We start from the raw sequence: 16,449 nt of genomic DNA, 5'->3' as shown, positions 1-16,449 counted from the left end.
GCTTGCCGCACTAGGGCGTTGGGGGAGCACCACCGCATCGGAGTTCCCATGGCCGACTGGTCCCGCATCGAAGCCCTGCCCGACTCCAAGCTGATGGACCTGTTCGACCAGGACCCGGGCCGGCTGTCCCGCCTCAGCCTCGATGTGGGTGGCCTGCACTTCGATTGGTCCAAGACCCACCTGACCGCCGACGCGCTCGCCGCCTTTGCAGCCTTGGCGGAAGAGACGGGGCTTGCCGCCCGTCGCGACGCGCTGTTCGGCGGCGCCCATGTCAACGTGACGGAGGACCGCCCCGTCCTCCACACCGCCGAGCGCGGCGAGGGCGAGGTCGGCGCCGTCGACACTGCCAGGCGCTTTCACACCCGCATGCGCCAGCTGATCGACGCGATCGAGGGCGGCGCGCTGGGCGAGGTCCGCCACATCCTCCACGTCGGCATCGGCGGCTCCGCGCTCGGCCCCGACCTGATCGTCGACGCGCTCGGCCGCCCAGAAGGCGGAGGGGAGAAGCGGTACGACGTCGCGATCGTCTCCAACGTCGACGGCGTCGCGCTAGAGGATGCCTTCGCGCGGTTCGATCCGCACGCGACGCTGCTGGTGATCGCGTCCAAGACCTTCACCACTACCGAGACGATGCTCAACGCCACCAGCGCGCTGCAATGGATGACCGAGCACGACGTCGCGGACCCGTACGGCCGCGTCGTCGCCCTCACCGCCTCCCCCGACAAGGCGGTCGAATGGGGCGTCGACGAGACCCGCGTGCTGCCGTTCGACGCGGGCGTGGGCGGCCGCTATTCGCTGTGGTCCTCGATCGGCTTCCCGGCCGCGCTCGCGTTGGGCTGGGGCGCGTTCGAGGAGCTGCTGGAGGGCGCGGCCGAGATGGACCGCCACTTCCGGCTGTCGCCGCTGGAGCAGAATGCCCCCGCGCTCGCCGCCTTCGCCGACCTTTATTACACCCAGGTCCGCGGCGCCGAGACCCGTGCGCCCTTCGCCTACGACCAGCGCCTCAAGCTGCTCCCTTCCTATCTCCAGCAGCTGGAAATGGAGTCGAACGGCAAGTCCACGACCGTTGACGGCCGGCCGGTCGGCCGCCCGACTGCGGCGATCACCTGGGGCGGCGTCGGCACCGACGCGCAGCATGCGGTGTTTCAGTTGCTCCACCAGGGGACGCACCTTGTGCCCGTCGAGTTCGTCGCGGTGATCGAGCCCGGCGACACACTGGCCGAGGAGCACCACCGCCAGCTGCTTCTCAACGCCTTCGCACAAGGTGCTGCACTGATGAAGGGCAAGCAGGTCGACGACCCCGCGCGCAGCTATGCCGGCGATCGCCCCAGCTCCACGATCCTCATCGACGACCTGACGCCGCGCACGCTGGGCGCGCTCATCGCTTTCTACGAGCACCGCGTGTTCGTGAACGGCACACTCCTGGGCATCAACAGCTTCGACCAGTTCGGCGTCGAGCTCGGCAAGGAGATGGCCAAGGCGGCGGGCCAGGGCGACGGCGACTTCGATCCGTCGACGACGGACCTGATCCGGCGGGCGGGCCTGTCCTGATGCCCTATGACTACGACCTCTTCGTCCTCGGCGCAGGCTCCGGCGGCACGCGGGCGTCGCGCGTCGCGGCGGCGCATGGCGCGCGCGTTGCGGTGGCGGAGGAGTATCGCGTCGGCGGCACCTGCGTCATCCGTGGCTGCGTGCCCAAGAAGCTGCTCGTCTATGGCGCGCATTTCGCCGAGGATCTGAAGGACGCGCGCCGGTTCGGCTGGGACGTGCCGGACGACCTCCATTTCGACTGGGACCGGCTGAGGACCAACGTGCTCGCCGAGGTCGACCGCCTCAACGCCGCCTATACCGATACGCTGAACAACAATGGCGTGACGATCTTGCATGCGCGCGCCGAGGTCACCGGCCCGCACTCGGTCCGCCTGTCCACCGGCGAGGAGATCACCGCCGAGCGCATCCTGGTCGCGGTCGGCGCCCACCCCGCCATTCCCGATTTCCCCGGCAACGAGCATGGCATCACGTCCAACGAGGCGTTTCACCTTCCCGCCATCCCGAAGCGCATCCTGATCGCCGGCGCGGGCTATATCGCCAACGAGTTCGCGGGCATCTTCCACCAGTTCGGCGCCCACGTCATCATCATGAATCGTACGCAGGAGATCCTGCGGGGTTATGAGATCGCGTTGCGTGACCGGCTGCTCCAGATCTCGCTGATGAAGGGGCTGGAATTCCGCTTCGACGCGAAGTTCGAGCACATCGAGAAGCACGAGGACTGCCTCACCGTCCACATGACCAATCACGAGCCCGCTACCGTCGACTGCGTGATGTTCGCCACTGGCCGTATCCCCAACACGACGGGGCTCGGCCTGGAGGCCGCCGGTGTCGAGCTCGACAACGGCGCGGTGAAGGTCGACGCGGACAACCGTTCCACCTGCCCGAGCATCTTCGCGATCGGCGACGTCACCAACCGCATCCAGCTCACCCCGATCGCGATCCGGGAGGGGCAGGCGTTTGCCGACAGCTTCTATGGCAACAAGCCCACTCGCGTCGATTATGGCTGTGTACCCAGCGCGGTGTTCAGCCACCCCCCGATCGCGCAGGTCGGTATGACCGAGAGCGAGGCGCGCCAGAAGCTCGGCAGCGTGAAGGTCTATTCCAGCGACTTCCGGCCGATGAAGAACGTGCTGGCCGGCCGCAACGAGCGCGCGCTGTACAAGATGGTGTGCGACGGCGACACCGACCGCATCGTCGGCCTCCACCTGATCGGCCCCGACGCGCCCGAGATCATCCAGGGCGCGGCCGTGGCGGTCAAGGCGGGGCTGACCAAGGCGGATTTCGACGCCACCGTGGCGCTGCATCCGACCATGGCGGAGGAGCTGGTGCTGCTGCGCTGAAGACGCAAGCGAGCGGCTTTGCGCCGGCGCTCCCGCGTTCTATGCGGCTTCGATGGATCGCATTCTCATCAGGGGCGGTAATCGCCTCTCCGGCCGCCTGCCGATATCTGGAGCCAAGAACTCCGCGCTGACGCTGATGCCGTGCGCGTTGCTGACCGACGAACCGCTGACGTTGCGCAACCTGCCGCGGCTCGCCGATGTCGACAGCTTCGGGCACCTGCTCAACCAGCTCGGCGCCTCGACCGCGATCGAGGGGACTCGGCCGGACGAGTTCGGGCGGGTGATGACGATCCGGACGGGCAAGCTCACCTCCTCGGAAGCACCCTACGACATCGTGCGCAAGATGCGGGCGTCGATCCTGGTGCTGGGGCCGCTGCTCGGGCGCGGTGGCGTCGCGACGGTGTCGCTGCCGGGCGGCTGCGCAATCGGCAACCGGCCCATCGACCTGCATCTGAAGGCGCTCGAGGCGATCGGGGCGGAGCTGGAGACGGCGGCCGGCTTCGTGCGGGCGCGCGCACCCGGTGGGCGGCTGTCGGGCGGGCGCTATCGCTTTCCCGTGGTGTCGGTCGGCGCGACCGAGAATGTGCTGATGGCGGCGGCGACGGCGCGCGGCATCTCGCTGATCGAGAACGCCGCGCGCGAGCCGGAGATCGTCGATCTGTGCCGGCTGCTGGTGGCGATGGGGGTGAACATCGACGGGATCGGCACCGACCGGCTGGAGATCGAAGGCCGCGACCGACTGCATGGTGCCACCTATGCGGTGATGCCCGACCGGATCGAGGCGGGCTCCTATGCCTGCGCCGCCGCGATCACCGGTGGCGAGCTGGAGCTGGCCGGCGCGCGCGCGGAGGATATGCGCGCGACCATCGACGCGCTGGTCGAGGCGGGCGTGTCGGTGACGGAGCTGGCGGACGGGATCAAGGTGAGCGCGCCCGAAGCGTTGAAGCCGATCACATTGTCCACTGCGCCGTTTCCGGGCTTCGCGACCGACATGCAGGCGCAATTCATGGCGATGCTGCTGAAGGCGGACGGGGCCAGCGTGCTGACCGAGACGATCTTCGAGAACCGTTACATGCATGTGCCGGAACTGGCGCGGATGGGCGCGGATGTGCAGGTCAGCGGCCGTACCGCCGTGGTGCGCGGCGGGGCGCATCTGGTCGGTGCGCCGGTGATGGCGACCGACCTGCGCGCGTCGATGAGCCTGATCCTCGCGGGGCTGGCGGCGGAGGGCGAGACGCAGGTGAGCCGTGTGTACCATCTCGACCGGGGGTACGAGCGGCTGGAGGAGAAGCTTTCCGCCGTCGGCGCCGATATCGAGCGGGTCGGGGACGGCTGACGAGCGGGGGGCGCGTCCGAAGACCTGCCGCGGAAGGTGAGGAAGTGCGCGATACGTCCTCGGCGAAATCGTGTCCCGGCGTGAGAGCAGCGCCGCTCGCGACGTCGGCCTCAAACGCCAGCGTGCCGGCCTTGCAAGCGGCCTGATCGCGAGGCGCAGGCCTGGTCTGCGGCGGCCGATGGCGTTCCGGCCGGCGGATGCTCAGGATGAACATGGCGAGACGGTTGTCGAAACGCCGCCGCTCGCCGATCTGGCGACCCCGGTAACAAATCGGTGTCGCAACGCCGCTGGTCGCGCGGCCCGAATCGAGGTCGCGCCGATCGGGAGCGGCAAGCGCGCGGTCCCAGGCGTCGGCGAAGCTCATGGCATCGGCGCGAGCGCGCAGGCGGTACGCCGTCTGCCAGCTTCGACCGACCGCGCGGCAGGCGGTGGCAACGCAGCGACAGTCCGCCAGGGCTGCGATGAATTCGGCCTGGATCGCAGGCGTCCAGCCGTCCCGGCGGGAGCGGACGGGTACGGGGACGAAATCTGGTGCGGTGCTCATGGCCGGTCTGGAGCACAAGCGCGGTCTTGTAGGACAGCACCTTTTCGGGGGTCGCCGATCAGCCGATCACGCGATGCGCTCGGGAACCTCGGCGGCGTCGGCGGCGAGGGCTTCGGCGGGAGCGAGCGCCTCCCAAGGGAAGACGAACCAGTCCTTGTCGACGGTGCGGTCGAGCGTGCGGGCGCGGTAATCGACCCGTTGCGACGAGGCGATGTTGTCGAGCAGGGTGGCGAAGCGGACGCTGCCGGCCACCGCGCCGGCTTGTGTCAGGCGCTCGCGCAAAAGACCGATGGTGCGGCCGGAATCGTTGATGTCGTCGACGAACAGCAGGCGTTCGCCGTCATGTGTGCGGCCCGCCAGACGGACGAGGACATCGTCGGCGAAGTCCTTGACCTGGCTCGACAGGTCGCAGCTGAGCGTCGGCAGGCCGGTGGCGTGGCTGAGATAGACTGCGGGAACCAGCCCGCCGCGACCGACGCCGATGATGCAGGTCGGGCGCCAGCCGTTATCGGCCGTAACGGCTGCGGCGATGGCGAGGACGTCGGCGACGACCTGGTCGTGGGTGATCGGCGCGAAGGTCGGCGTCATGCCGCCGCCACATAGGCGTCGATCGCGGCCAGGTGCTTAGCCACGTCCGCGTCGGAGAGGAATGAGCCGAGGAAGCTGTTGCGCGCCAGCGTCGCGAGCTGGTCTCGGGTCAGCCTACGCGCGGCGGCGGTCGCGCGGTAGTTCTCAGCGATGTAGCCGCCGAAATAGGCGGGGTCGTCCGAGTGGATGGTGGCGCGCAAGCCCGCGGCGAGCATCCGGTCGATCGGGTGGTCCTCCAGCCGCTCGACGTTGCGCAGCGCGACGTTGGACAGCGGGCAGACGGTGAGCGTCATCGCCGACCGCGCCAGCCGGGCGACGAGCAGCGGGTCGTCCAGGCTGCGGTTGCCATGGTCGATGCGGTCGACACCGAGCAGGTCCAGCGTCTCGCGGACATACTCTGCCGGACCTTCCTCGCCCGCGTGCGCGCACAGCCGGAAGCCGCGTGTGCGCGCTTCGGCGAAGACGCGGGCGAACTTGGCGGGCGGGTTGCCGACCTCCGACGAGTCGAGTCCGACCGCTTCGATCCGGTCCTTCCATGGGGTCGCCTGCTCGAGCGTCGCGAACGCCGCTTCCTCCGACAGGTGGCGCAGAAAGGAGCAGATCAGGCGGCTGGTGATGCCATGGTCGCGCGCGGCCTCGTCGCAGGCGGAGAGCAGGCCGCGGATCACGGTGTCGAAGGCGATGCCGCGATGGGTATGGGTCTGGGGATCGAACATGATCTCGGCATGGACCACGCCGTCTGCAGCGACGCGGGCGAAATAGGCGGCGGCGAGATCGTGGAAATCCTGCTCGGTCACCAGGACGTTGGCCCCCTGGTAGTAGATGTCGAGGAAGTCCTGCAGGTTGGAGAAGCGATAGGCGGCGCGGACCGCTTCGACGCTGGTGAAGGGAATGGCGACGCCGTTGCGCTGCGCCAGCGCGAACATCAGCTCGGGTTCCAGGCTGCCTTCGATGTGGAGGTGGAGCTCCGCCTTGGGCAGGCCGGTGATGAAGGTGGCAAGGTCGTCCATCCCCGCCTTGAGCCTCACCAGCGGGCGCCGGTCAAGGCAATCGGAACGGGTTGGTCGAACGCGGTCCATCCCCGCGCGCGCAGCACGGCGTTGCTCTCCACCGACTCGCGTGCCGCCGCCGCGTCAAGGCTCCAGGTGATGTGGAAGGTCGAGCCGTCCGGCCGATCGGTGGTGCCGTTGAGGCGGATGACCATCGCCTCCAGCCCTATGCCATCGTCGACGTGGCCGACGATCTCGGCGGTGTGCGGGTCCGCCGGCGGCACGCCCGCGTGTTCCGACTTGCTGGACCACAGCGTGACGTGGTCGGCATCGGCGTCGGGCCAGCGCGGCGGGAATCGCCGAAGCAGCGCGTCGCGCTCGGCGCGGTCGAGCTTCCAGCCGGTGGTCATTTGGCCGTCCTCACTTTCTCTCCGGCAAAGGCCGGGGTCCAGTTGCCACGGAGCCGATTGGAGAGGTCATCTCCGACCAACCGGTCAGCTCGAACCTGGGCCCGGCCTTCGCCGGGGAAGAAGAGGGTAAGCATTCACCGCACAGCCGCGGGCTGTCAGAAAGCGGCCGACAGCCCGGCGAACGCGGTTATGCTGTCGCGATCCCGCCGCAGAACCTGGCCCGACACGCCCGCGCGCAGCGACAGCGGCCCAAGCACACGCCCGTCGACGCCCATCGCGAAGCTGGCGTAGTCGCGGTCCGCGCGTTCCACCGCTGTCGTATAGGAGATCGGTGCGCCGGCCGGGGTCAGCGTGATCGTGCGAGGATCGTCGTCGAACTCACGCTCATAGCTCGCACGCGCGAAGAAGCCGGTGGTGGAGCCAGGTAGCGCGCGCACGACCAGCCCGGCGCGGCCGGACCAGCTCTCGATCCGCTGGCGCGAGAAGGCGGCATTGGTGGAGGTCGTCGCGTCTTCCGCATAGCCGTCGATCGTCACGCGCTCATATTGCGCCGACACGTCCGGGCCGAAACCGACGCCGCCGGCGGAGAACAGGTCGAACGCGGCGGTGAGACGGCCGGCGACGTAATCGCCGTGGGTCTGCCCACGGTTCTCGCGGTTGGTCGGCCCGAGCTGCACGCGCCGGCTTATCCGGTCGTAGTCGATGCGCCCATAGGTGCCGTCGGCGAGCAGTCGGCCGGGGCCGAGACCGGCGCGGGCATAGGCGTTGGCGGTCCAGCCGGTCACGTCATAGTCGCCATTGCCGCGCGCGAAACTGCCCGAGCCGTCATAATAGCCGCCGACCAGCCCGACCCCGGACGTGCCGCCGAGCGACAGGTCGAGCCCGAGCACGCCCGAGAAGCCGCGTTGGGTGACACCGATCCGCTGGGCCGATCCGTCAGCGTTGTAATAGTGGTACGCGCCCGCGCCGAACAGCGCGAGGTTGCTGCCCTCGCGCGCCGCGCCACCACGCATCGGCGCCTCGAGGAGGTCGCGCTGCGAGCGGAACTGCGCCTGTGCGGCATAGCTGAGGCCGGCGATCTGCTCGGGCGCCTCGACCAGGCTGGCGACCGCCTGGCCCTGGATGCGCTGCGTGATGCCGGCGGGGTGGACCGAGTCCGCCAGCAGATAGGTCTCATTGGCATTCGGCGCGACCAGCGAGGCCCGCGTACAGGTCAGCGACGAGCCGATGCAGGCGGTGCCCGTCGTGTTGGTGATGCCGAATGTGCCGGGGCTGGCGACGATCTCGTTGAACAGCTTGTTGGTGTCGAAATAGAGCGCGTTGACGTTGGCGGCGGCGAGTGCCGCGGCATAGGTCTGGTTGAACAGCAGCAGCCCGCCGGCGTTCGCGCCCTGGATCGCAAAGGTGACGATGCGCTGCGCGCCCAGCCCCTGGATGCGGCTGACCTGCGCGGCGAGCTGGGTCGCGGCGGTGGTGATGATCGCGTTATTGGTGCCGCCGCCGGCCTGAAAGGCGAAGAAGTCGTTGCCGCCGCCCTGAATGTAGACGAGGTCGTTCGCGCCAAAGGTGCCGCCGGACGCGATGAAGTTGGTGATCTGATTGGTGATCGGGATGGTGACCCCATTCGCGGCCGCCACGCGCGCGCCGCCGATCGCGTAGTTGGTGCCGCCGCGCCCGTACACCGGCTGCAGGTCGATGCCGAGCCGGGCGGCGAACACCTCGGGTGCCACGGGATCGGGGTTGGTGGTGAAGCTGCCCGCCTCGCGCGGGATGCCGGGCTGCAGCGGGAGGAAGAAGCCGCCATCGGCCAGACTGTCGCCGAACACGATCACGCGGGTGACCGGCTCCCCCGCCGCCGTCGCGGTGGCGCTGGTCTGCGCGACGACAGGTGCGGCGAGGGCGAGCAGCGGCAGTGCTGCGAGCGCGGCGAGACGGGTCATGGGCGGTCCTCTCCTGTGCAGAGCCGCGCTGTACCGCGCGGTCCCCTTGTGTTTCGCCCCGTTCGGACGATCCGGCGGGCAAGTCAACGACTTGGGTCAATCCCGCCGCGGCGGGTCAGACCGTCGCCAGCGCCTGTTCGAAGTCCGCGATCAGGTCGTCGGCGTCCTCCACGCCGATCGAGATGCGGACGAGATTGTCCGTGATGCCCAGCGCCTGCTTGCGCGCGTCGGCGACCGACAGGTGGGTCATGCCGGCGGGGTGGCTGGCGAGCGTCTCGGTGCCGCCGAGCGAGACCGCGAGCTTGGCGATCTTGAGCGCGTCGAGAAAGGCGAACGCCTCCTTCTCGCCGCCCTTCAGATAGAGCGAGAAGGTCGAGCCGGCGCCGGTGCAATGGCGGCGATAGATGTCGGCTTGCCGCGCGCCATTCTGATCTTGGGGCGGGCCGTCCTCGAGGAAACCGAGATAGCCGACATGCTCGACCTTCTCGTGATCGCGCAGATAGGCGCAGACCTTGGCGGCGTTTTCGCCGGCTCGGCTCATGCGTAGCTCCAGCGTCTCCAGCGAGCGGAGCAGCATCCAGGCGGTGTGCGGGTCGGTGATCGTGCCGATCGTGTTGCGCATCGACCGCACGATGTTGATCTGCTCCTTGGAGCCGAGCAGGCCGCCGGCGACGAGGTCGGAATGGCCGCCGGCATATTTGGTGAGGCTGTAGACCACCAGGTCGGCGCCGTGGCGGAGCGGCTGGTGCCACAGCGGCCCGAGAAAGGTGTTGTCGATCGCGATCGGCGGCTTCTCCGCGGCGTTCGCCCAGATCGCGTCGCGGCTGGCGGCGACCGCCTCGACGTCGACCAGCACGTTGGTCGGGTTGGCAGGCGATTCGAGGTAGATCAGCGCGACGCGGCCGGTCGCCGCCTTTTGCAGCACCGCGTCGATCTCCTCGCGGGTCGCGCCGGCGGGAAAGTCGAGCCAGTGGACGCCGAAGCGGCCGAGCACGCGGGCGATCAGCGTCTCGGTGGCGGCGTAGAGTGGACCGGAATGGACGATGGTGTCGCCGGGCTTCACCATCGACAGGAACAGCGTCGCGATCGCCGACATGCCGGAGGAAAAGGCGAGCGCGTCCTCCGCCTCCTCCCAGACGGCGAGGCGATCCTCCAGGATCTCCTGGTTGGGGCCGTTGAAGCGCGAATAGACGAGGCCCTCGGCGCCGCCCGGGCGCTTGCCGGTGACGCCCTCGAAGTGCCGCTTGCCCGCGGCCGCGTTGGGGAAGACGAAGGTGGAGGTGAGGAAGATCGGCGGCTTGAGCGAACCCTCCGACAATGCCGGATCGAAGCCGTGGCCCATCATCAGGGTGGACGGCTTGAGCTTGCGGCCGCCGATCGCGCCGATGTCAGCCTTGGCCTTGCGGCGGGGTACGGTGCCGGACAGGTCGGCTTCGGTCTCGTTCTCGATATCGGGCATGGGACGTCTCCTTGGCGGACCCTCTACCGGCATCCGGGGCGGTCGCGAACCCCTTGCGAAACCCAGCGATCCGGGCGGAAGTTGAGGGAAAGTTTAGGCATGAACAACGCGGCTCGGGCGCGGAAGTTGAGGGGAAGTTGAGGCTCGAACGCGTCGCAGACGGCGAGGCGTCGGAGATCGATCGGCCATGTCAAAGAGCGAATGCGGATTTGCGCGCTGGTGCGCATGTAGGACAGCGGTTTCTCGCGCTCAGAGGCCGATCAGGCTGATCTGGCGGCCGTAATCGGCCTCGTCGCGGTGGGTGGCGCGGCGGAAGCTGTAGAAGCGCTTCTCGTCGGCATAGGTGTCGAGGCCCAGCGCCTCCACCCGGGTGACGCCGGCGATGGCAAGGCGGTGAGCGACATAGGCTTCGAGGTCGAAACGGTGGTGACCCGCCCGTGCGGCGGTGAAGAACCGTTCGTTGGCCGGATCGGCGGCTTCGAAGCGGCGGGCGAACGCGTCGTCGACCTCGTAGCTGGCGCGCGCGATGCACGGGCCGATTGCGGCGGCGATGCGGGCGCGGTCGGCGCCGAGTGCTGCCATCGCTTCCAAAGTCGCGTCGGTGATGCCGGCGAGCGCGCCCTTCCAGCCGGCATGGGCGGCGGCGACCACGCCTGCCTGCGCATCCGCGAACAGGACCGGGGCGCAATCGGCGGTGAGGATGCCAAGCAGAAGACCGGGGCGGTCCGTGACCAGCGCGTCGGCGCGCGGGCGGGCGGTATCTGGGAAGGGCGCGCGCACGGTCGCCACTTCGGCGGAATGGATTTGGTAGCAGGTCAGCAGCGTCGCCGCCGGCAACACGGCGGCCACTGCCCGGCGGCGGTTCTCGGCCAATTCCGGGCCGATCGCGTTCTGCCCGCGTCGACCCATGTCGAGGCCCGCCATGATCCCGGTCGACACCCCGCCACGTCGGCCGATGAAGCCGTGCGGGGTGGTGGCGAGGGTGGCGGCGCGGGTGAGGTCGATGCTCTGGTCGGTCATGAGGTGCGGCTTACCGTGCTGCGTGGCGCCTGTCCCGTCCTCCCGGGCCAAAGTCGGGCCCAGTCCAGCCTTCCCGTCGGGGCTTTGGCTTTCGCCGGGGAAGGTGCTGATGCGGAGCGGCTAGAGCACCAACCGCATCAGCCGGTCCTGGTCGGCGTGGGAGCCAACCATGAAGGCGTAAGGACCGACATCCTCGAAGCCGTAGCGCTCGTACAAACGCCGGGCGCGGATGTTCTCGTGATAGACCGATAGCCACAGCTCGGCAGCACCCCGTGACCGCGCGGTCGCGAAGGTCCAGTCCATCAGCGCCTGCGCGACTCCGAGTCCCTTGGCGGCGTCGAGCAGGTAAAGCTGGCGGAGCTCGATCGCCGGCGCGCGGCGCTCGATCGGCAGCGCGGGCGGGCCCAGCTTGGCATAGCCGACGGGGACATCGTCCATCGCCGCGATGCGGAAGGCGAAGTCGGCGTCGGCGAGCTCCTGGGTCCACCGATCGAGGGTGAAGCCGGCCAGGAACGCGGCGAGATCCCGGCCTGCGTAGAGGTGACCGAAGGTGGAGGTGAAGCTTTCCGCGAACAGGCCTGCGAGCGCTGAAGCGTCGGTCGTTGTGGCGTCGCGGTAGGTGATACTCATACGGGCCTTCGATCAGGGTGACGGATGATTAAAGGCGGCTGGCTCGGGCCAGCCTGGCGCGACCACGGCCAACGCCTTGAACAGTGTGCCCATGTCGTTGACGAGACGCATGCGGGCGGCGGCGATCCCCTCGGCTTGCGCGGGCGCGGCGCGGCCGAGGGCGGCGGCGCGAGCGTCGATGCCGAGGCGGACCAGCCACTCGGCCTGCTCGAGCGGACCGAACACCGTCGCGCCCTCGACCTGCGCGGCGGCGGCGAGCGTGGTGAAGTCGACATGCGCGGTCAGGTCCCGCTCGCCGGGTGCCTCGTACGGGTTGGCGCGGGTGTGGGCGCGGACCGCCTGGAAGGTGTCGCCGAGCGCCGGCCCCTCATGGCCGTAGTCGATGACGAGGACGGCGCCGCCCTGCGACGCGAGCCGTCGGGCGAGCGCGCGCATCAGCGCGACGGCGGCGGGGGAAACTTCCAACACGGAGCCCGGAACGGCATCGCGCAACCGGGCGGGGATCACAGTATCCGGGACGGCCGGGCCGGCGATGGGGAGGAACAGCGTGTCCTGGCAGGCGACCAGCCGCTCGCGCCAGCCCTCCGCCCCGCGCACGAGCTGGCGGATGGGTAGGGCGTCGAAGAACTCGTTGGCGACGATCAGCAGCGGCCGGTCGGTCGGGAGGGTGTCGATCGCGTCGTGCCAGGTCGCGCCCGGCACCCGCTCCGCCTGCAGGCTGCGCAGGGTCGGCGAGGTCTCGACGAAGTGGGCGGGCGGGGCCAGCCCAGTCTTGGCCATCGCCCGCAGCGCGTCAGCGGCGAGCGTGCCGCGGCCGGGACCGAGCTCCACCCAGGCGACGTCCGGCCGGTCGGCGCGGTGCCACAGGTCGGCGCACCACAGGCCGACCAGCTCGCCGAACATCTGGCTGATCTCGGGCGCGGTGACGAAGTCGCCCCCCGCGCCGAAAGGGTCGCGGGTGGCGTAATAGTGTGCGTTCGCCGCGCCCATGAACTGCGACAGTGGCATCGGCCCGGCGAGCGCGATGGCGCGGGCGAGGCGTTCGGGGAGGAGGGCGGGCGGGTCGGTCACGCCGCAGCCATGCCCGCGCGCTTCCCCGTCGGCAAGCTGACCGAAGTTGGGCCTTCAGCGGCTGGGTGTGGGATCGAGCATCGGCTGGCCGGGCCCCGGCGCCCGGACGGGATCGTTGTCGGACATGGTCCCCACGCCCCCACCGGCGAGCACGGGGTCGGCCGGCGCCATCTGCTGTTGAACCGGCTGGAAATCGCCGTCCTGATTGGTGTCGCAGCCGTTGCGGCGCATTTCCGCCTCCATCGCGTGCAGCCGCATGATGTTCTTGGCGCCCTCGGCCATGCCCTGGCGGAAGCCTTCGGGGCGCTCGCCAATCGCGGCGAGGTTGTGATCGGTGAAGCCGTCGAGCAGCTTCTGGCAATCCTCCGCGCTGGCGGCGGCTGGCTGCACCAGCTTGTTGACCTCGCCTTCGAGCGCCATCGCGAACAGCGCCATCGTCAGTCCCTTCGACCGGAACGCCGGCGATACGAAATCATCGGGCGCGTCGCCGCGCTCGACGCTGGTGCGGATCAGCGTCGCGCGGCCGTCGTCGGCGGGTTCGAACGTCGCGGTCATCGCGGTCGCGACCTTGTCGCCGCTCATCACCCACCAGGTCATGCGGTTGCCGTCGCGCTGCAGGCGGAACAGCGGTTTGACGCCGCCCGCCGCTTGGGCGGTGGAGCCGGGCGCACCCGGCTGTGCGGTGAGGTCGAGGTCCTCAAGCGCCGCCATCACCTGCGCGGGCGGGCGCGACACGGTGCGCGAATAGGCCTGCGGCCCGAACGCGCCGACGAAATAGCCGCCCGCGAAGACGAGCAGCAAGACTGCGGCGATACTTTTGAACATGTGCGCCCCCCCGATGGGGCGCATCATGGCGAAGCTTATCTTATCAAGCGGTTACCGGATCAGGCGACGCTCGCACCGCCGGCGATCGACTCGACCCGGTTGCGCCGGCCCGGCGCGGACCAGATCAGATAGGCGCCGCCCAGGATCATCGGTACGCACAGCCACTGGCCCATGTGCAGGCCGGTGGCGGCGACGCGCTGGGTCCATTCCTGCGCGTCCGGTTCGCGGAAGAATTCGACGATGAAGCGCGCGATGCCATAGCCGACCAGGAACAGCCCGACGAGCTTGCCGGGCTCGTACCGGGACTGGGTGCGCCAGAAGGCGAACCACAGCAACGCGAACAGCACGATGCCCTCAAGCCCCGCCTCGTAGAGCTGGCTGGGGTGGCGCGCGGGCTCGATCGCGCCGGTCTGCACCGTGCGGTCGAAGACGATCCCCCAGGCCGCGTTCGTCGGCTTGCCCCACAACTCGCCGTTCACGAAATTGGCGAGGCGGCCGAAGAACAGGCCGAAGGGCACGGTGCACGCGACGTAGTCGTGGATGCGCAGCCAGTTCAGCCCATGCTTGCGCGCGAACAGGATCAGCCCGAGCGAGGTGCCGATGACGCCGCCGTGGAAGCTCATGCCGCCGTCCCACAGGCGCAGGACGCGGGCGGGATTGGCGAACATCTCCGGCGCGTAGAACAGGACATAGCCGAGCCGGCCGCCGAGGATGATGCCGAGTGTCGCGTAGAAGACGAGGTCGTCGGCGTGGCGCCGCGCCATCGGGGCGCCTGCTTCCGCGATCAGCTTCAAGAGATACCACCAGCCGATGACGATCCCGGCGATATAGGCGAGGCTGTACCAGCGCAGCGTGAAGAAGCCGATGCTGAACACGTCCGGATGCAGCCCGAGATCGGCGAAGCGGACATGGCCCGTCGGGTCGCCGACAGTAGTGGCGACTTGGGCGAGCGTGGTCAGGAACAAGGCTTTTCCCCCGGCATTGGCGTCTGCATAAGGGCGCAAAGAACGAAACTAAAGCGGAGAGAGCCATGCCGAGCCAGTTGGACCAGCGGATGACGGCGACCATGGCGGCGCTGACCGGGCCGGGTGGCATGCTGCCGGTCGCCACGGTGCCGTCGCGCTGGGGGGTGGCGCTGCCGCTGATCACCGCCGCGCCGCCATCGCTGGCGCATTACATGGCGCATTACGCGCACGAGCATGGCGACAAGACCTTCCTGGTCGCGGGCCCGGAGCGGCTGACCTTTGCCGAGACGTACGCGGTAGCGGTGCGGGTGGCGCAGGGCCTGGTCGCGCATGGCGTCAAGAAGGGCGACCGCGTCGGCATCGCGATGCGCAACTCGCCGAGCTGGATCGCGACGTACATGGGCGTGGTGATCGCCGGCGGGGTGGCGACGCTGCTCAACGGCTGGTGGCAGACCGAGGAAATGGCTGCGGCGGTCCACGATGTCGAATGCTCGCTGATCGTGGCCGACGGGCCCCGGTGCAAGCGGCTGGCGGCGATCGCGCACCTGCCGGCGCTGTTCGAAATCGACGACCTGCGGCCGTTGGCGCAGGCGATGGCGCCGCTGTGCGTGGACCGGGACGTAGCTTTGCCCGAAATCGGGTCCGACGACTGGGCGACGATCCTGTTCACCTCCGGCTCGACCGGGCTGTCGAAGGGCGCGATCTCCACCCACCGCGCGGTGGTGCAGGGGGTGTTCAACTTCCTCGCCTCGGCGATGATGATGATGGGGCTGGCGACGCAGGACGGCAATCCGCCGCAGGGGCAGCCCGCGACGCTGCTCAACGTGCCGCTGTTCCACGTCACCGCCGAGGTGCCGGTGTTCCTGCAAAGCTTCGCGATGGGGCGCAAGCTGGTGCTGATGCCGAAATGGGATGCGGAGGAGGCGATGCGGCTGATCCAACAGGAACAGGTCAGCTATTTCGTCGGCGTACCGCTGATGAGCTACGAGATCCTCAATCATCCCAGGCGCGGCGACTACGACCTCTCCACCGTCACCGACTTCGCCGCCGGCGGCGCGCCGCGGCCACCCGAGCATGTGCAGCGGATCAAGGACGAGATGGGCGGTGGGGCGCCGTTGATCGGCTATGGCCTGACCGAGACCAACGGCGTCGGCACCGGCAACTGGCGGGAGAACTACCTCGCGAAGCCCAACTCCGCCGGGCTGCCGTCGAAGCCGCTGAGCGATCTGGCGATCCTGGACGAGGCGGGCAAGCCGGTGGCGACCGGGGCGCGGGGCGAGGTCGGGCTGCGGACCATTGCCAACTTCAGCGAATACTGGGGCAAGCCCGAGGCGACGGCGGCGGCGTTCACGGCCGACGGGTACTTCCTGACCGGGGACATCGGCTATGTCGACGAGGACGGCTATCTCTTCATCGTCGACCGCAAGAAGGACATCATCATCCGCGGCGGCGAGAACATCAGCTGCCAGGAGGTCGAGGCGGCGCTGTACCAGCATCCCGCCGTGGCCGAGGTGGCGGTGTTCGGACTGGCGGACGAGAAGTTCGGCGAGGTGCCCGGCGCGGTGGTGCATCCGGCCGACGGCGCGGTGCTCGACGAGGCGGGGCTGCAGGCGTTTCTCTCGGAGCACATCGCGGCGTTCAAGGTGCCCGCGCGGATATGGCTGTCCGCGACGGCGCTGCCGCGGCTGGGGACGGAGAAGATCGACAAGGTGGGGCTGCGGAAGACGTTCCGGGAAGTGTGGGCGGGGGAGCATTGATCCCCTCCCGCTTGCGGGAAGGGC

14 protein-coding genes are annotated in these 16,449 nt (G+C 69.2%); 4 read left to right on the top strand and 10 right to left on the bottom strand.

Going from position 1 to position 16,449, the window contains the following annotated elements; translation table 11 throughout:
• Positions 1 to 48: 48 nt before the first annotated feature.
• From pgi to murA, 3 genes are read left to right on the top strand one after another with little or no spacing between them, the layout of a single operon-like run.
• Positions 49 to 1,551, top strand: coding sequence for a glucose-6-phosphate isomerase (pgi, locus tag VFQ64_RS00890; RefSeq protein WP_325101409.1), 1,503 nt, complete (start codon positions 49 to 51; stop codon positions 1,549 to 1,551).
• Positions 1,548 to 2,891, top strand: a complete 1,344-nt coding sequence (gene gorA / locus VFQ64_RS00885; protein WP_325101444.1) for a glutathione-disulfide reductase — start codon at positions 1,548 to 1,550, stop codon at positions 2,889 to 2,891. The genes pgi and gorA overlap by 4 nt, the downstream gene beginning before the upstream one ends.
• A 52-nt stretch (positions 2,892 to 2,943) precedes the next feature.
• A complete protein-coding gene (murA, locus tag VFQ64_RS00880; RefSeq protein ID WP_325101408.1) occupies positions 2,944 to 4,227 on the top strand; it encodes a UDP-N-acetylglucosamine 1-carboxyvinyltransferase in 1,284 nt (427 codons plus the stop codon).
• A 610-nt stretch (positions 4,228 to 4,837) separates the two neighbouring features.
• Here murA and VFQ64_RS00875 read toward each other — a convergent pair.
• The 10 genes from VFQ64_RS00875 to lgt form a co-directional block, all read right to left on the bottom strand.
• On the bottom strand, positions 4,838 to 5,359 hold the full coding sequence (locus VFQ64_RS00875; RefSeq protein ID WP_325101407.1) for a phosphoribosyltransferase: 522 nt from the start codon (positions 5,357 to 5,359) through the stop codon (positions 4,838 to 4,840).
• Positions 5,356 to 6,369: an adenosine deaminase gene (locus tag VFQ64_RS00870; RefSeq protein WP_325101443.1), complete on the bottom strand. Its 1,014-nt coding sequence runs from the start codon at positions 6,367 to 6,369 to the stop codon at positions 5,356 to 5,358. Before VFQ64_RS00870 ends, VFQ64_RS00875 begins: the two co-directional genes overlap by 4 nt.
• A 14-nt stretch (positions 6,370 to 6,383) precedes the next feature.
• Entirely contained in the window at positions 6,384 to 6,758 is a 375-nt protein-coding gene (locus VFQ64_RS00865) for a hypothetical protein (protein WP_325101406.1), read from the bottom strand.
• Between the two features lie 155 nt (positions 6,759 to 6,913).
• Positions 6,914 to 8,698, bottom strand: a complete 1,785-nt coding sequence (locus tag VFQ64_RS00860) for an autotransporter domain-containing protein (RefSeq protein WP_325101405.1) — start codon at positions 8,696 to 8,698, stop codon at positions 6,914 to 6,916.
• A gap of 115 nt (positions 8,699 to 8,813) precedes the next feature.
• Positions 8,814 to 10,157, bottom strand: coding sequence for a cystathionine gamma-synthase family protein (locus tag VFQ64_RS00855; RefSeq protein ID WP_325101404.1), 1,344 nt, complete (start codon positions 10,155 to 10,157; stop codon positions 8,814 to 8,816).
• A gap of 249 nt (positions 10,158 to 10,406) precedes the next feature.
• A complete protein-coding gene (pgeF, locus tag VFQ64_RS00850; RefSeq protein ID WP_325101403.1) occupies positions 10,407 to 11,177 on the bottom strand; it encodes a peptidoglycan editing factor PgeF in 771 nt (256 codons plus the stop codon).
• 120 nt (positions 11,178 to 11,297) lie between these two features.
• Entirely contained in the window at positions 11,298 to 11,807 is a 510-nt protein-coding gene (locus tag VFQ64_RS00845) for a GNAT family N-acetyltransferase (RefSeq protein ID WP_325101402.1), read from the bottom strand.
• Between the two features lie 12 nt (positions 11,808 to 11,819).
• Positions 11,820 to 12,815, bottom strand: a complete 996-nt coding sequence (locus VFQ64_RS00840; protein ID WP_325101442.1) for a class I SAM-dependent methyltransferase — start codon at positions 12,813 to 12,815, stop codon at positions 11,820 to 11,822.
• A 117-nt stretch (positions 12,816 to 12,932) separates the two neighbouring features.
• Positions 12,933 to 13,679 (bottom strand): hypothetical protein, encoded by a 747-nt coding sequence (locus tag VFQ64_RS00835; RefSeq protein WP_325101401.1) that lies wholly within the window; start codon positions 13,677 to 13,679, stop codon positions 12,933 to 12,935.
• Positions 13,680 to 13,762: 83 nt separating this feature from the next.
• On the bottom strand, positions 13,763 to 14,668 hold the full coding sequence (gene lgt / locus VFQ64_RS00830; protein ID WP_325101441.1) for a prolipoprotein diacylglyceryl transferase: 906 nt from the start codon (positions 14,666 to 14,668) through the stop codon (positions 13,763 to 13,765).
• Between the two features lie 65 nt (positions 14,669 to 14,733).
• On the opposite strand from lgt, the gene VFQ64_RS00825 reads away from it, so the two are divergent.
• Entirely contained in the window at positions 14,734 to 16,425 is a 1,692-nt protein-coding gene (locus tag VFQ64_RS00825; RefSeq protein ID WP_325101400.1) for a class I adenylate-forming enzyme family protein, read from the top strand.
• Positions 16,426 to 16,449 lie beyond the last annotated feature (24 nt).

It is taken from the genome of Sphingomonas sp., assembly GCF_035714405.1.
GTDB lineage: Bacteria > Pseudomonadota > Alphaproteobacteria > Sphingomonadales > Sphingomonadaceae > Sphingomonas.
The sequence above is the reverse complement of the archived record's forward strand: the minus strand, read 5'-3'. Positions and strand labels throughout refer to the sequence as shown.

Excerpts from the sequence above, each read along its gene's own strand:
- pgi (WP_325101409.1), top strand. The coding sequence starts at position 49 with ATGGCCGACTGGTCCCGCATCGAAGCCCTGCCCGACTCCAAGCTGATG.
- murA (WP_325101408.1), top strand. The coding sequence starts at position 2,944 with ATGGATCGCATTCTCATCAGGGGCGGTAATCGCCTCTCCGGCCGCCTG.
- VFQ64_RS00875 (WP_325101407.1), bottom strand. The coding sequence starts at position 5,359 with ATGACGCCGACCTTCGCGCCGATCACCCACGACCAGGTCGTCGCCGAC.
- VFQ64_RS00870 (WP_325101443.1), bottom strand. The coding sequence starts at position 6,369 with ATGGACGACCTTGCCACCTTCATCACCGGCCTGCCCAAGGCGGAGCTC.
- VFQ64_RS00865 (WP_325101406.1), bottom strand. The coding sequence starts at position 6,758 with ATGACCACCGGCTGGAAGCTCGACCGCGCCGAGCGCGACGCGCTGCTT.
- VFQ64_RS00860 (WP_325101405.1), bottom strand. The coding sequence starts at position 8,698 with ATGACCCGTCTCGCCGCGCTCGCAGCACTGCCGCTGCTCGCCCTCGCC.
- VFQ64_RS00855 (WP_325101404.1), bottom strand. The coding sequence starts at position 10,157 with ATGCCCGATATCGAGAACGAGACCGAAGCCGACCTGTCCGGCACCGTA.
- pgeF (WP_325101403.1), bottom strand. The coding sequence starts at position 11,177 with ATGACCGACCAGAGCATCGACCTCACCCGCGCCGCCACCCTCGCCACC.
- VFQ64_RS00845 (WP_325101402.1), bottom strand. The coding sequence starts at position 11,807 with ATGAGTATCACCTACCGCGACGCCACAACGACCGACGCTTCAGCGCTC.
- VFQ64_RS00840 (WP_325101442.1), bottom strand. The coding sequence starts at position 12,815 with ATGCCACTGTCGCAGTTCATGGGCGCGGCGAACGCACACTATTACGCC.
- VFQ64_RS00825 (WP_325101400.1), top strand. The coding sequence starts at position 14,734 with ATGCCGAGCCAGTTGGACCAGCGGATGACGGCGACCATGGCGGCGCTG.